The sequence below is a fragment of the Mycolicibacterium austroafricanum genome, assembly GCF_902705885.1.
GTDB lineage: Bacteria > Actinomycetota > Actinomycetes > Mycobacteriales > Mycobacteriaceae > Mycobacterium > Mycobacterium vanbaalenii_A.
In genome coordinates this window covers 15,576-28,728 of the sequence record NZ_CACSIP010000013.1, presented here as the reverse complement: position 1 = coordinate 28,728, position 13,153 = coordinate 15,576, and the positions used below count along the sequence as shown (strand labels likewise).

The window sequence follows — 13,153 nt, the reverse complement described above, 5'->3', positions numbered from 1 at the left end:
CGGCCTGCCGGGCGTGTCCTCCGACGACCCTAACGACTTCGGGCCACTGCGAGCTCAGCAGGTCAGCACGTCGCCGGCCACCACCGGCTTCGTGTGCTGCGGGTGTTGGGCGCCGGGCGCGACCTGCCGAGTCTCGACACGTAGGTCAAGATTGAGGTATGCCCCGCAGCCCGAAGATCTACGTCAAGGCATGCATCAACGGTGCCCGCACCCCAGACCAGCATCCCGACCTGCCCGTCACCCCGGAGCAGCTCGCGGCCGAGGCTCTGGCCGCCCACGGAGCGGGAGCCAAAGCCGTGCACATGCACCCCAAGACCGCAGACGGTGTCGATTCGTTGTTGCCCGAACAGGTGGACGCCGCGGTGGCCGCGGTCCGCCACGCCGCGCCCGGTCTGCCGCTGGGGGTGACGACGGGGTTCTGGGCGCTGCCGGACGCGCGACAGCGGTGCAAGGCCGTCGAGAGCTGGAGCGTGTTGCCCGACTTCGCGTCGCTGAACTGGCATGAGCCCGGATCGCCCGAGCTGGCCGAGGTGTTGCTCGGCCGCGGGCTCGGCGTGGAGGTCGGCATCTTCCACGCCGAGGCGGCGCAGTCGTGGGCCGCGTCGGCGCTGGCCCCGCACTGCCTGCGGGTGATGATCGAACTCGGAGCCGACGGCGATGTCGCCACTGCCGACGAACTGCTCGCCATGGTGGCCGAGGCGAGATCGCCCGCGCCGGTGCTGCTGCACGGACTGGACGAAAGCTGTTGGCCGCTACTGGAACATGCAGGCGTGCGGGGTGTGCAGACCCGCATCGGGATGGAGGACACGCTGTCGCTTCCGGACGGCTCCGTCACCACGGGTAACGCCGCGCTGGTGTCGGCCGCCATCGACCTGCTCAGTCGCTAGGGGCCCCCAGGGCGAAGTCCGCGAAGTCGAACCCCGGCACCACCACGCAGCTGACCAGGCAGGGCTGGTCGTCGCGGGGACGCGCCCGCTGCCAGTACCCGGGCGGGACGACGAACTGGGGGTTCTCCCCGGCCATGATGTCCGCGCCGAGGAGATGCGTCTCGGCGGAGTCCTGTTCCTCGCCGACCTCCAGCAGCAGCGGACCACCGGAGTGATACAGCCACAACTCGGCGCTGCGCACCGTGTGCCACGCGGATTGTTGGCCGGCCATGAGCAGGAACAGGATCGCGGTGCCGGCGTTGCGGGGGCCGGCGTAGTCCGTCGGCAGCACCGACTGCGGGACAGTCAGGTCGCTGCGCCAGGTCTCCCGGTACCAGCCGCCCTCGGGATGCGGGGAAAGCTCCAGCCGACGCGCCCATTCCGGAAGATCGCTCATCGCCCCACCCTAGTAGGGTGCGGGCATGGCTCGCGTGCGTCCCGGCTGGTTGGTGGCGTTGTGCGCGCTGGTCGTCGCCGTGAGCGCCTGGTTTCCCTGGCTGACGTCCACGGCCGACGGCGGTGGACGGGCCAATGCGATCGGCGGGGTCGCCGGAGCCATGCCGGTGCCGCCTCCCGGGTTCGGGGTCGGACAGTTCATCGTGCTGCTGGCGTCGTCGCTGGTGGTCGCCGGGGCGATGTCTGCCCGTGGAATCTCGGCGCGAATGGCTTCCACGGTGGCGCTGGGGATTTCGGTGGTCCTGGTGGTGCTGGCGGTGTGGTTCTATCGGCTCTATGTCTATCCGCCCATCGCGGCGGGTTACGGGCTCTATCTCGGCGGGGCGGTCGCGCTGCTGGCCGTTCTGCTGTCGGTGTGGACGATGCTGGCCGCATGGAAGCATGCGGCGGCCGGGAGCGCGCCGTCATGACCGGTTTCGTCGAACCGGTGACGCTTGTCGGTGACCGCTGGGTGACGCTGGAACCTCTTGGCCGCGAACACATTCCCGAGATCGAAGCAGCCGCCGCCGACGGTGAGCTGGGGCGGCTGTGGTTCACCTTCGCGCCGAAGATGGGCGGTGCCGCAGACTGGGTCGAAACGCGGCTGTCGGTGCAGCATCCGGACACCGGGTTGACGTTCGTGGTGCGCAGCCGCCGGGACGGCGTCCTGGTCGGGTCGTCGAGTTATCTCAACGTCGACGGGCCCAATCGCCGCCTCGAGATCGGAAACACCTGGTATTCGGCGGCGTCCCGGCGAACCGGCATCAACTCCGAGACCAAGCTATTGATGCTGGGCCACGCATTCGACGGGTTGGGTTGTGTCGCAGTGGAGTTCCGCACGCATTTTTTCAACTCCACAAGCCGGGCCGGGATCGAGCGGCTGGGCGCCAAGCTCGACGGGGTGTTGCGCAGCCACCAGATCTCCTCCGACGGGTCCCGCCGGGATACCGTCGTCTACTCGATTCTGGACATCGAATGGCCCGCGGTGCGCAACAACCTGCAGTTCCGGCTGGACCGGCACTCCTGAGCCGCCGATGTGCGGGCAGATCGCGATATCTGCACGATCCGCGAGCTGCCCGCAGTCTCGATCGATCGTCGGTTAGCCCGAGTCGACGGTGGTCGGCTGAATCGACTTCTGTGCCCCTGAGTGGGCGACGTCGATCTTGCGAGGCTTGGCGCGTTCGGCGACCGGGATGGTCACGGTGAGCACGCCATTCTCGTAGGTCGCCGAGATCGCCGACGTGTCAACGCCTTCGCCGAGCGACAGCTGCCTGCGGTAGGTGCCGAAGAACCGCTCGTTGGCCAGCCACTGCACGGACTCCTCGGAGCGGGCGGTTCGGTGGGCCGAAACGGTGAGCGTGCCGTTGTCCACATTCACGTCCACCGATCCGGGGTCGATTCCGGGGAGGTCGGCAGTCAGGATGTAGTGGTCGTCGATCTTGCACAGGTCCATCGGCATGAACCGTGGGGTGCGATTTGATCCGGTCTGGCTGGTGAGCAAGCTCCGGGTCACGGCATCAAGGTCGCCGAAAGGATCGAAGCGAAGCACAGCAATCCACCTCCTATGTCATCCAGAGCCCGCCACCCTGGCGGGCGACCCAATCACTGTGCACCGCCGAGATTAGCACTCTCGGTGCGAGAGTGCCAGCCCAGTTTCTGGGGAAATTCACCCGGCAGCATTCGCGCTTGTCCTCGGCTCACCCTGTCCCGCAACAGCTTCAGTGCCGGTTGGGCCACGATCTGGCGGACGCGGCTAGGCCGGCGCCACCTGTGCGCCGCGCAGCGGCTTGCGACACTGGTCGCAGACCAGAACCGGGGCGAACCGGCCGCCGCACACCGTGTGGGTGAGGACCACTGCCGGACCGTCGGGGTCGGGATACCAGCGTTGCGTCCACTGCAGCGCGGTCACCAGCACGGGAAAGAACGCCCGGCCCTTGTCGGTGAGCCGGTACCCGTTACCTGTGCTGAGGAGGATTCCTTCGTCGGTGAACACCGACAGGCGTGCGGCGACGGTACTGGGCGGGGCGCCGAGTTGGGCCTGGAAGTCGGTGAACCGGGACACCCCGACGAAGGCCGCGACCAGCAGGGCGAACGCCCACCGGTCGCCGATCACGCTCATCGTCTGCGGGAAGAGCGCGACGGCGCCGCTGCGGCGCCCACCTGACCGGCGGCGGTTCGAGGTCGCCGGGATGGATCGCCCCCAGCCGCCGCTCGGCCCCCATTGTGCGGTGACGTCTTTCTCACTCGCCGCACCGTTGCAGGACAGGCAGGTAGTCTGCGGTGCGAAATCACCGCCACACACCTCGTGCCGCATGCCGGGCAGTTGCTCGGCATGGTCGGCGACCCAGCGGCGCTCCCATTCCCAGATCGAGACCAGCATCGGCCACAGTGAACGACTGCGCGGCGTCACCAGGTATTCGGAACGTGATGGATTGGTCTGGTACTCGAGGCGGATCAGGAACCCATCGGTGACCAGCGATTGCAGCCTGGCGCTCAGTACCGAGTTCGAGACCGGAAGCGCCGCAGCGAATTCGCCGTAGCGCCTGGCGCCCAGCAGTGCACGCTGGATGAGCAGCAGCGTCCATTCATCGCCCAGCATCCCGAGCATCTGGGCCACGGCGTTGGGTGGTGGCGCCAACTACAGGCCGATCGCGGCTGCCGCGCTGTCGGTCTCGCGCCATCGGCGTAGGTCGGCTCCCGGTGCCCATGTCGAGTGGGTTCCGCTCGAGATGCGCTCGGGCAGGGCGAGTTTGCACACAGGACCGTCACTGACCCGCGCGGCGTCGAACACCAGGCAGTAGGACGCGTCGGCGGCCATGTCGGTGGTGAGTGTCACCAGGTATCCGTCGTCCTCGGCCGTGCCGGTGCCGTCGCCTGTGCGTGGCGCCATCGCCGTTTCGCTGCCGAACACCCCGTCGCCAAAGGTGAATCGTTCCTCGGTGCCGGTCTCCACGTCGTGGCGGACCAACCCGTCGAACAGGAACCAGCCGGGTTTGGCGGTGGCCGCGTGGGTGTAGCGGTAGGCACGTCCGGCGTGACCGGAGTTGATCATGCCGAACTCACTGATGCTGTCCGACAACTGCTCCTCCCGCACCTCGCCGGTGACCAGGTTGAAGCGCCACCGGTGCAGCCGTGACTGCATGCGGTCCATGGCAAGGAACCGGAATCGCCGTTGCCACTTGTCACCCCGGCCGTCGTCGGCGGGTTCGGGGTCACCCTGGAAGAACCCGTCGAGCACGATCTCGTCGCCGTCCTCGTAGGCGTTGGGGAAGTGCAGCACATAGGTGGGGTCGGCCTCGAACCACCTGATCTGCGAGGTGTCGCCGCGCCGTGGGAGGACCGCGAACCGGGACGGTATGTCGGGGTGGAAGCCGGGAACGTGCACATTGAACTCGAGCAGCGCCGGATCCCAGAACATCGGAAAGTCGTTGAGTATCACGTAGTTGTCAGTGAACGCCATGTCGTGCGGCAGTCGGGGACCGGGCAGCGGGACGTCGACGCGGTGCACGACATGGCCGGTGTCGTCGACGACGCCGTAGCGCAGGTGCGGGGCGTGCTTGCTGTAGCTGAAGTACAGCAGTTCTCCGGTGCGGTCGTCGACCTTCGGATGAGCGGACACGCCCCACTCCGAGGGGAAGGCTCCGTGCCAGTCCTCTTTGCCGAGGGCGTCACCGGAACACGGATCGGTGCGGTACAGGTCGCCGCATTGGTAGTGGCTTGTCAACGCGGTGCCGCGGTGCACCACGACGTCGGTCGACGAGGCGTCCTTCATCAGAGTGCGTGCGCCCCAACCGTAGTCGCGCTGTGCCAGTTCCACCGGTTCGCCGATGCCGGGCCACAGTGGACCGCCTGCGGCGTTCTCCTCGTCGAACGCGTCAGTACGGACGAATCTGTTGCGGTAGAAGGCTTTTCCGTCCCGAAACCCGACGATGTGCAGCATGCCATCCCCGTCGAACGGGTGGTAGTGCTTCAGCGCGGGGTGCAGCGGATTCTCCGTGTTGCGCAGATACACCCCGTCGAGGTCGCGCGGGATCTCGCCTTCGACGACAGCGAGGTCGTCGGCGTCCCACTCGGTGGTCTGGGGTCGCCACGGGCCGGTGCGATAGGGATGGTCGTCCTGCTCGGGCAGGGTGGACAGGAACTTGCCGACGACCTCTGGGTGGGTGTGAAGGCTCACTGTGGACTCCCGATGACGAAGCTGACGGTGGTGGCGGTGCTGCCGCCGAAATTGAGCGTGCCGAACGTTTTTGCGCCTTCGACCTGATAGTCGCCGGCGGTCCCACTGACCTGCCGGGTGGCATCGAGCAGCATCCTGACCCCCGAGGCGCCGACGGGATGGCCGCCGCCGATCAGGCCCCCGCTGGGATTGATGGGCAACCGGCCGCCGATCTCGATCTCCCCGTTCTCGATCGCCTTCCACGATTCGCCCGGGCCGGTGAGCCCGATGTGGTCGATCGCCAGGTACTCGCTCGGTGTGAAGCAGTCGTGCACCTCGAATCCGTCGACGTCGTCGAGGGTGACGCCGCCGCGCCGGAACGCGTCGAGCACGGCGAGGCGCACGTGGGGCAGCACGTACTGCTCGTCGGGGTCGTCGCGGGAGCGGTCGAGCTTCCGCCGCAACCCGAGGCCGACGGTTCGATGACCCCAGCCGTCGATCCGGCCCAGAGGGCGGACTCCGGGGTGCTCGTCCAACCAGTCGTCGCTGACCAGGACGACCCCGGCGCCGCCGTCGGTGATCTGGCTGCAGTCCAGGCGTCGCAGCCGGCCTTCGACCACGGGGTTGTCGGGATCCTCGGCGGTGATCGGCTGGGGAACCGCCCAGCTTCGCGTCTGGGCATTGGGGTTGGCGCGGGCGTTGGCGAAGTTGAGCGCCGCGATGGCGCGCAGGTGTGCCTCGTCCAGGCCGTACCGGAGGTCGTACTCGGCGGCGACACAATCGAACATGTGCGGCCACATGAATTTGGCGTCCTGGCCCTCGTGACCGGTCCATGCAGCCGCGCCGAGAATCGCCGTCGCGGTGGTGCCCGGCACCGTCTTCTCCAGTTCGATCCCGGCGACGAGCGCGGTGCGGTAGGCGCCGGAGCGGAGGTCGGCGATCGCCGCGAGGGTCGCGACGCTGCCCGATGCGCACGCTGCTTCGTGGCGGGTCGCGGGGGTGTTCCAGAGTCCCTCGTTGACGCTGGCGGGCATCGCGCCCAGGTGGCCCTGATGGGCGAACAGTTCACCAAACGCGTTGGCGACGTGGACGACGTCGACGTCGGTGGCATCGAGACCCGCCGCATCGAGGGTGGCGTCGACGATCTCGCCGGTCAGATCGGAGAAATCGAGGCCTTCGCGGTCGAAGTTGCGGGCGAAGTCGCTCTGGTACCCGCCCAGGATCCACACACTCTGCGTACCCATGCCCGGCACGTTACTACAACTAACGGAGTGACTGGAGCGAAAGGCGGGCGGCCCCGCCGGCTGCGTGTCTGAACCGACGAGACCTGACAGAGGTGACGGTCGACCGTCGCTTCTGCCTCATGGCTGCATTGCCCGCGCAGGAGCACCGCAAACCCCGCTGGTTGTACGACGTGCTCCGGATGGGGGAGTCTGGGGGAATGGACGAATCCGCGAACCATGAGCTGGCGCACAGAATGGCCGAGCTCGCACGGACGGCGGCCACGCCGCGGCGGGCCGAAGACGTGCTGTCCGACGTCACCGCAGAGGCCAAGAAGCTGATCGCGGGCGTTGATGCAGCGGGCGTGCTGCTCATCGGCAAAGGAGGCAGGTTCGACTCCCTGGCGGGCACCGACGAGCTACCGCATCGGCTCGATGAGATGCAGATGAAGTATCGCGAGGGCCCGTGTGTACAGGCGGCGCTCGACGACCTCATCGTGCGCACCGACGACTTCCGCTCCGAGGAGCGCTGGCCGATGTACTCGGCCGCGGCCGCCGAGCTCGGGGTGCTGAGCGGCTTGTCGTTCAAGCTCTACACGAGCTCGCAGACCGCGGGTGCGCTGAACCTGTTCGCCTTCGAGCCGAACGTGTTCAACGCAGAGGCCGAGACGATCGGCGCGGTGCTCGCCGCCCACGCCGCCGCCGCGATTCTGGCCAGCCGGCAGAGCGAGCAGCTGGAATCGGCGCTGTCGACCAGAGACCGGATCGGGCAGGCCAAGGGCATCATCATGGAGCGCTACGACGTCGACGACGTCGCGGCGTTCGACATGTTGCGCAAGCTGTCGCAGGACAGCAACACCCGGCTCACCGAGGTCGCGGCGCGGGTGATCGAGACCAGGGGCAAGTGACGCCCGACCGACTTCACCCGGCGGAGGCGCGGGTGGTGGCGGTGTTCTTCGTCGGATTCCTGGGGGACTGGGTACAGAGTCAGATACGAGGGCCCCGGTTCAAATGGATCTCCGGACCAGGTGGCGGCGGAACGCATTTCCCGTTTCTGGGGGCCTTCGCCGTCATCAACCGCTTCGGGCTTCGGGGTGCTTGCCTGCGAGGTGGTTGCGGCGGCGGTGGCCTGGTCGGGACATGCGTGTCGGCGATCAGCAGCAGGCGCACGTCACCATCCTCACCGAGTGTGTACTCAGCGCGTCAGACGGCCCCGAATTCCGCTCTGGCCGCACACTAGGCGCGGCTCGTGTGGGTGCGCCTGCGAACTAAGGTGGTGCCCCCGGCAGGATTCGAACCTGCGACACCGGCTTTAGGAGAGCCGTGCTCTATCCCCTGAGCTACGGGGGCTGACACCGCTGGCAGCTTACCCGGGTGCCGGCGCGGTCCGGGAACCGCGGCAGCACCAAGTTTTGGCAAAAGTGTCAAAACATCGGGGATGGCCGGTAGCGTGCCAGCCGTGGAGCTGACACTGCAACGCATCGGCGCCTGGTCGGGCAGCATCATGATCCTTCTGTACGGCGCCAGCTTCTCCGGTATCGCCCAGCTCTTCCCGCCGCTGTCCCCGGCGGCTCCGGCCGACGAGATCGCCGCGTTCTTCGTCGACCAGAAGCTGTGGATCCGCTTCGGCGTCTCCGGAGCGCTGCTGAGCGCGGCGCTCGCGCTGCCGTTCCTGGCGACGATCGTGTTGCGGATCCGCCGGGCCGAGGGCGGCTGGGGGATGCTGTCGATGACCCAGCTGATGGCCGCGACGGTCTTCGTCCCGGCACTGCTGTTCCCGCAGTTCTTCCTCGGCGTGGCCGCCTACCGTCCCGAAGAGCGGTCCGCCGAACTCACCCAGGCGCTCAACGACGTGTTCTGGCTGTGGTTCATCGGCATCGTCGGCACGATCATCGTCCAGAACATCACCCTGGCGATCGCGGCGTTCACCGACAAGGCCGACCCGCCGACGTTCCCGCGCTGGTACGGCTACCTCAACCTGTGGGTGGCCACGCTGTCGCTGCCGGGTTGCGTGGTGGTGGTGTTCAACGACGGGCCGCTGGCCTGGAACGGCGTGTTCGCCTTCTACATCCCGGGTCTGGTTCTGGTGGTGTGGCTGTTCTCCACCACCGCGGTGATGCTGAAGTCGATCAAGGCCGAGCAGGCCGCGCTGGCGTGACAGACACCGTGACGCCGCCGGACACCCGGCGGATCCCCGGGGAGAGTGGCACCTGGGTCTTCCTGTTCGGCGACATGCTGGTTTTCGGCGCCTTCTTCGTCACCTTTCTCGTCGAGCGCGCTAAAGCCCCCGAGGTGTTCGACGTCGCGCGCACCACCCTGCACCTAGGCGTCGGCGTGCTCAACACCCTGGTCCTGCTCACCAGCTCGCTGCTGGTGGTGCTGGCGCTGAACGCCCTGCGGGCCGGCGCCGGATCGATCGCTACCCGCGCGGTAGCTGGGGGGATCGCGTGCGGTCTGGTCTTCATCGCGCTGAAGGTGTTCGAGTACGTCTCGTTGGCCGCCGCAGGACACGGACCCGGCGCCAACGACTTCTACCTGTACTACTTCATCCTCACCGGGCTGCACCTGTTCCACGTCTGCCTCGGCCTGGCCGCGCTGTCGTTTGTGCTCACCCAGACCCGGCGGGCCGAACTCACCGCGACCCGCACCGCACTCGTCGAAGGCGCCGCCTGCTTCTGGCACCTGGTCGACCTGCTGTGGATCTTCCTGTTCGCACTGCTGTATCTGGTGAGCTGATGACCGCCCTCAACCTGCTGAAGAACCGCGCCGGGGTCAGTTGGCTGATCCTGGTCGCCGCGACGGTGCTGTCCTGGGCCGTTGGCGCCGAACACGGCACGGGTTCCCTGGTGGCGGTCCTCGTCCTGGGCATCGCCGCGATCAAGGTGCGCCTGGTGGGACTGGACTTCATGGAACTGCGCCATGCGCCGCTGCCGCTGCGGGCCGCGTTCGAGCTCTACTGCGTGGGAATGTGGGCGCTCCTGTCGGCCCTGTACCTCTATCTGTGACCGCGGCCGCTACTTCAGCAGCGCGATCACCTTCGCGAACGCCTCGGCGTGGCGTGCCTGCACGATCACGTAGCTGATGCCGTACGTGTCGCGATAGCCGCGAATCCGCTCGGCGATCGCCGGTGTCGACCCGGACAGCACCCCGGGGTGGCGCAGCAGCTCGTCGTCGGACAGCCCCGGCAGGGAGTAACGGGTGATCGTCAGATCGGGCCGTCCGGAGTCGTCGACCGGCATCGCGGTGACGGCCACGTTGAGCTCCAGTTCGTCGAAGCGCTCACCAGCGGCCGCACGTACGAACGCGATCCGGTCGGCCAGCGGATCCTCGTCGCCACTCGGGGCCCGGTCTCCGCCGGTCAGCCCGATGATGTCGGCGCAGCGCGCGGCGGTACGCAGCACCCGGTCGCCATTGCCAGCGATCATGATCGGCACCTCAGGCAGGTGCTCGGCCAGGTAGGCGGTGGTGTGCTTGAGGTGGTCGACGCGCTCGCCCGCACTCGGAAACGGGATCCCCGCGGCGTCGAACTCTTCCCTGACGTAGCCGGTGCCCAGCCCGAGCTCGAACCGGCCGTCGCTGAGCTCGTGCAGCGCGGCCACATCGCGGGCCAGCAGTGCGGGCCGATAGAACGCGGAGTTGATGACGAACGTGCCCACCCGCAGCGTCGAGGTTGCCATCGCGATGGCGGTCATGACCGGGAACGGTGCGACACCGCCGAGATGGTCGGGGACGTGCATGATGTCGAATCCGAGCCCCTCGGCCCGGCGCGCCGTCTCCTCGAGCGCCGTCCGTGAGCCACCCCGCGTGACGCCCACGCCGAACCGGAAATCTTTGGCCACAAAAGTGATCGTAGGCGCCATGTTTGAGGCGGACGGGCGCCGGGCATATGGGCGAGTGACTTTCTCACCCAGATCCGGCCCGTCGTTGAACCATCCGACGGGCCGGATCGGTTTTTCACCATGACGACCACACCCACGCTCGGCGTCGAGGAGGAGTTCCTCCTCGTCGACCCGACCTCGGGCGCGCCGGTGGCGCGCAACAAGTCGGTGGCCGACCGCGCCGCCGAGCACGGCGTCGAACTGCAGCTCGAGCTGACCAGCTGCCAGGTCGAGACCGCGACCGGCGTCGTCACCGAGACCGACGAGCTACGCGAGCAACTGGTTCGGTTGCGCCGCACCGCGGCCAACGCCGCCGAACGAACCAGGGCGCAGCTGCTCGCCGTCGGGTTACCTCCGACGCTGCCCCGGGAGTTTCCGGTGACCGACACCCCGCGCTACCGCGACATCGGCGAGATGTTCGGCATGATCGCCCACGAGCAAGGCATCTGTGGCGCCCACGTGCACGTCGCGGTACCCGATCGCGACGCCGCCATCGCCGTCAGCAACCGGTTGCGGCCCTGGTTGCCGCAGCTGCTGGCGCTGACCGCGAACTCGGCCATCTACCGCAACACCGACACCGGCCATGCCAGCTGGCGAAGCGTGCTGTGGGCGCGCTGGCCCAGCGCCGGCCCGCCGCCCCAGTTCGGCTCCGCCGAGGAGTACGACGCAGCGGTACAGCTGTTGTGCGACACCGGAGTGATGCGCGACCCCGGAATGGTCTACTGGGATGTCCGGCCGTCGGCGAACTTCCCGACCGTGGAGGTTCGGGTCGCCGACGTCCCCGCCACGGTGGCCGAGACGGTGTTGTTCGCCGCGCTGGTCCGGGGATGCGTGACCACGGCCCTCGACGACGCCCGGCGCGGTGAACACACGTTGTCGCTGGCGCCGTTCCTGCTGAAGGCCGCGTACTGGAAGGCCGCCCGCGACGGACTCGACGGCGACGGTGTTGATCTGCAGAACCGCGCCACGGCGCCCGCCCTCGAGCTCCTCGAAGGTCTGGTGGACAGGGTCCGCCCAGCGTTGGAGGCCGCCGGTGACTACGAGTTGGTGACGACCGGGCTGGCACGGATCGCCGAGCTGGGCAATGGTGCGATGCGTCAGCGGCGGGCCTGGGAGCGTCGCCACGACATGGGTGATGTGCTGGCCGCGGCCGCGGCGGCGACGCTGGAAGCGCCCTAGGTGAGCGGCAGTTCGGCGAACACCGGGCCGGTGGGTTGTGTCGAACCTCCGGGAGGTTCGACGGTGAACGCCAGCGCCCGCGACGAACCCAGATCGGGGAGCACCGCAGTGGTCGACGGTGCGACGGCTTCGGCGTCCATGGTCCCGGCCGAGTGCGGCCCCTCGGCGTCGACCAGCCACATCTGGTAGACGGTGCCCGGTTGCGGCGGCGGCACGTTGTTCATCACCAGCACGCCGGAGTCCCGCTCACGGGAGAACACCACCGTGGCGACCCCACCGCCGGGGATCTCGCCGGAGATGGTGCGCACATCGGGTGCGGCGAACACCTGATCGGCGGTCGACGGTGCCGGGGTCGGTCGCATCGCGAGCCCGACACCGAGCGCGCCGAGACCCACCACCACGGTCGCCGCTGCAGCCAGCACCGGCTTGGCCCAGCGGCTGGTCCGGCGCTCGGCGGGCCTGATCTGCTGGATGCGACCGTCGGAGATCTGCTCGAGCAATCGGTCGCGCAGATGCGTGGGAGGTTCGATGGCGGTGGCCGCCGCGATCACCGCCATCGTCTCCCGCGCGGCCCGCACCTCGGAGACGAACGCCTCCGCCACGTCGGGAGGCGCCTCGGCGAGGCGCCTGTCGATCTCGGCGATCTCGGCGTCGGTCAGCGCGTGCAACGCGTAGGGCGTCGCCAAGGACAGCAGGTCCATGTCGAGGGGGCCGGTGGACCCGGGAGGGCCAGACGGACCAGGCGGATAGGTCATGCGACCCCCAGACATCTGCGTAGGCCGCGGATGGCGTCACGCATCCGCGACTTGATGGTGGCCAGGTTCGCCGACAGCCGCTCGGAGACCTGGGCGTAGGTCAGCCCGTCGTAGTAGGCGAGTTGGATGCATTCGCGCTGGTGGTCGGTCAGCGCCCCCAGGCACTCGGTCACCTGACGATGCTCGTCGCCGCGGATGACGGTCTCGGCGACGTGGTCTGAGACCGGCTCCACGTTCGCGGCGCCGTAGCGGGACTCCCGCGTGCTGGCTGCCTGCTCGGAGCGCACCCGGTCGACCGCGCGACGGTGGGCCAGCGTCATCAGCCAGGCCAGCGGAGATCCGGCCGACGGGTCATAACTCTCGGCGGTGCGCCACACCTGCAGGTAGACGTCCTGGGTGGTCTCCTCGCTGTAGCCAGGGTCCCGCAGCACCCTCGTGACCAGGCCGAACACCCGCGAGCGGGTCAAATCGTAGAAGGCGGCGAACGCGTCCACGTCCTGCCGGGCCACCTGGCGCAACAGTGCGTCGAGTTCGGCGGTCACGAGCGGTAGCCTAGCTACCAGCGCATTCATAGTCACGTTAATCGGTGCTTCGGTGGTGTCGC

General features: G+C 68.2%; 16 protein-coding genes and 1 tRNA gene. 8 read left to right on the top strand and 9 right to left on the bottom strand.

What is annotated here, in order from left to right:
• Nucleotides 1-158: 158 nt before the first annotated feature.
• Entirely contained in the window at nt 159-887 is a 729-nt protein-coding gene (locus tag BEMPMBAN_RS10775; protein ID WP_159230380.1) for a 3-keto-5-aminohexanoate cleavage protein, read from the top strand.
• Here BEMPMBAN_RS10775 and BEMPMBAN_RS10770 read toward each other — a convergent pair.
• The gene (locus BEMPMBAN_RS10770) at nt 877-1,323 is read right to left on the bottom strand and encodes a cupin domain-containing protein (protein ID WP_159230379.1); all 447 of its coding nucleotides are present in this window, start codon (nt 1,321-1,323) and stop codon (nt 877-879) included. The genes BEMPMBAN_RS10775 and BEMPMBAN_RS10770 overlap by 11 nt on opposite strands.
• Nucleotides 1,324-1,348: 25 nt before the next feature.
• On the opposite strand from BEMPMBAN_RS10770, the gene BEMPMBAN_RS10765 reads away from it, so the two are divergent.
• Nucleotides 1,349-1,792 (top strand): hypothetical protein, encoded by a 444-nt coding sequence (locus BEMPMBAN_RS10765; protein WP_159230378.1) that lies wholly within the window; start codon nt 1,349-1,351, stop codon nt 1,790-1,792.
• A complete protein-coding gene (locus tag BEMPMBAN_RS10760; RefSeq protein ID WP_159230377.1) occupies nt 1,789-2,388 on the top strand; it encodes a GNAT family N-acetyltransferase in 600 nt (199 codons plus the stop codon). Before BEMPMBAN_RS10765 ends, BEMPMBAN_RS10760 begins: the two co-directional genes overlap by 4 nt.
• Nucleotides 2,389-2,460: 72 nt before the next feature.
• Here BEMPMBAN_RS10760 and BEMPMBAN_RS10755 read toward each other — a convergent pair whose 3' ends face one another.
• The 4 genes from BEMPMBAN_RS10755 to BEMPMBAN_RS10740 all read right to left on the bottom strand — a co-directional run bounded on the left by BEMPMBAN_RS10755 (nt 2,461) and on the right by BEMPMBAN_RS10740 (nt 6,761).
• On the bottom strand, nt 2,461-2,910 hold the full coding sequence (locus BEMPMBAN_RS10755; RefSeq protein ID WP_159230376.1) for an Hsp20/alpha crystallin family protein: 450 nt from the start codon (nt 2,908-2,910) through the stop codon (nt 2,461-2,463).
• Nucleotides 2,911-3,114: 204 nt separating this feature from the next.
• Entirely contained in the window at nt 3,115-3,969 is an 855-nt protein-coding gene (locus BEMPMBAN_RS10750) for a winged helix-turn-helix transcriptional regulator (RefSeq protein ID WP_159230454.1), read from the bottom strand.
• 30 nt (nt 3,970-3,999) lie between these two features.
• Nucleotides 4,000-5,538, bottom strand: coding sequence for a carotenoid oxygenase family protein (locus BEMPMBAN_RS10745; protein ID WP_159230375.1), 1,539 nt, complete (start codon nt 5,536-5,538; stop codon nt 4,000-4,002).
• Nucleotides 5,535-6,761, bottom strand: coding sequence for an acetyl-CoA acetyltransferase (locus BEMPMBAN_RS10740; RefSeq protein ID WP_159230374.1), 1,227 nt, complete (start codon nt 6,759-6,761; stop codon nt 5,535-5,537). Before BEMPMBAN_RS10740 ends, BEMPMBAN_RS10745 begins: the two co-directional genes overlap by 4 nt.
• Nucleotides 6,762-6,958: 197 nt before the next feature.
• Between BEMPMBAN_RS10740 and BEMPMBAN_RS10735 the strand changes: the two genes are divergently transcribed.
• Nucleotides 6,959-7,645 (top strand): GAF and ANTAR domain-containing protein, encoded by a 687-nt coding sequence (locus tag BEMPMBAN_RS10735; protein WP_159230453.1) that lies wholly within the window; start codon nt 6,959-6,961, stop codon nt 7,643-7,645.
• Between the two features lie 366 nt (nt 7,646-8,011).
• Here BEMPMBAN_RS10735 and BEMPMBAN_RS10730 read toward each other — a convergent pair.
• Nucleotides 8,012-8,087: transfer RNA gene (locus tag BEMPMBAN_RS10730), tRNA-Arg, on the bottom strand.
• Nucleotides 8,088-8,241: 154 nt separating this feature from the next.
• Here BEMPMBAN_RS10730 and BEMPMBAN_RS10725 point away from each other — a divergent pair.
• The 3 genes from BEMPMBAN_RS10725 to BEMPMBAN_RS10715 are packed head-to-tail and all read left to right on the top strand — an operon-like array spanning nt 8,242 to nt 9,742.
• Nucleotides 8,242-8,895, top strand: coding sequence for a hypothetical protein (locus tag BEMPMBAN_RS10725; RefSeq protein ID WP_200845942.1), 654 nt, complete (start codon nt 8,242-8,244; stop codon nt 8,893-8,895).
• Complete coding sequence (locus BEMPMBAN_RS10720; RefSeq protein ID WP_159230372.1) at nt 8,892-9,473, top strand: cytochrome c oxidase subunit 3; 582 nt, start codon at nt 8,892-8,894, stop codon at nt 9,471-9,473. The genes BEMPMBAN_RS10725 and BEMPMBAN_RS10720 overlap by 4 nt, the downstream gene beginning before the upstream one ends.
• Nucleotides 9,473-9,742 (top strand): cytochrome C oxidase subunit IV family protein, encoded by a 270-nt coding sequence (locus tag BEMPMBAN_RS10715; RefSeq protein ID WP_159230371.1) that lies wholly within the window; start codon nt 9,473-9,475, stop codon nt 9,740-9,742. The genes BEMPMBAN_RS10720 and BEMPMBAN_RS10715 overlap by 1 nt, the downstream gene beginning before the upstream one ends.
• 9 nt (nt 9,743-9,751) lie before the next feature.
• On the opposite strand, the gene BEMPMBAN_RS10710 is transcribed toward BEMPMBAN_RS10715, so the two are convergent.
• Entirely contained in the window at nt 9,752-10,576 is an 825-nt protein-coding gene (locus BEMPMBAN_RS10710; protein ID WP_159230370.1) for an LLM class F420-dependent oxidoreductase, read from the bottom strand.
• Between the two features lie 120 nt (nt 10,577-10,696).
• On the opposite strand from BEMPMBAN_RS10710, the gene BEMPMBAN_RS10705 reads away from it, so the two are divergent.
• Nucleotides 10,697-11,794 carry a glutamate--cysteine ligase 2 gene (locus BEMPMBAN_RS10705; RefSeq protein ID WP_159230369.1) on the top strand — a complete coding sequence of 366 codons (1,098 nt, stop codon included), beginning with the start codon at nt 10,697-10,699 and terminating at the stop codon, nt 11,792-11,794.
• Here BEMPMBAN_RS10705 and BEMPMBAN_RS10700 read toward each other — a convergent pair.
• Complete coding sequence (locus BEMPMBAN_RS10700) at nt 11,791-12,549, bottom strand: anti-sigma factor (protein ID WP_159230368.1); 759 nt, start codon at nt 12,547-12,549, stop codon at nt 11,791-11,793. The genes BEMPMBAN_RS10705 and BEMPMBAN_RS10700 overlap by 4 nt on opposite strands.
• Nucleotides 12,546-13,121, bottom strand: a complete 576-nt coding sequence (locus tag BEMPMBAN_RS10695; RefSeq protein ID WP_200845941.1) for a sigma-70 family RNA polymerase sigma factor — start codon at nt 13,119-13,121, stop codon at nt 12,546-12,548. The genes BEMPMBAN_RS10700 and BEMPMBAN_RS10695 overlap by 4 nt, the downstream gene beginning before the upstream one ends.
• Between the last annotated feature and the right edge of the window lie 32 nt (nt 13,122-13,153).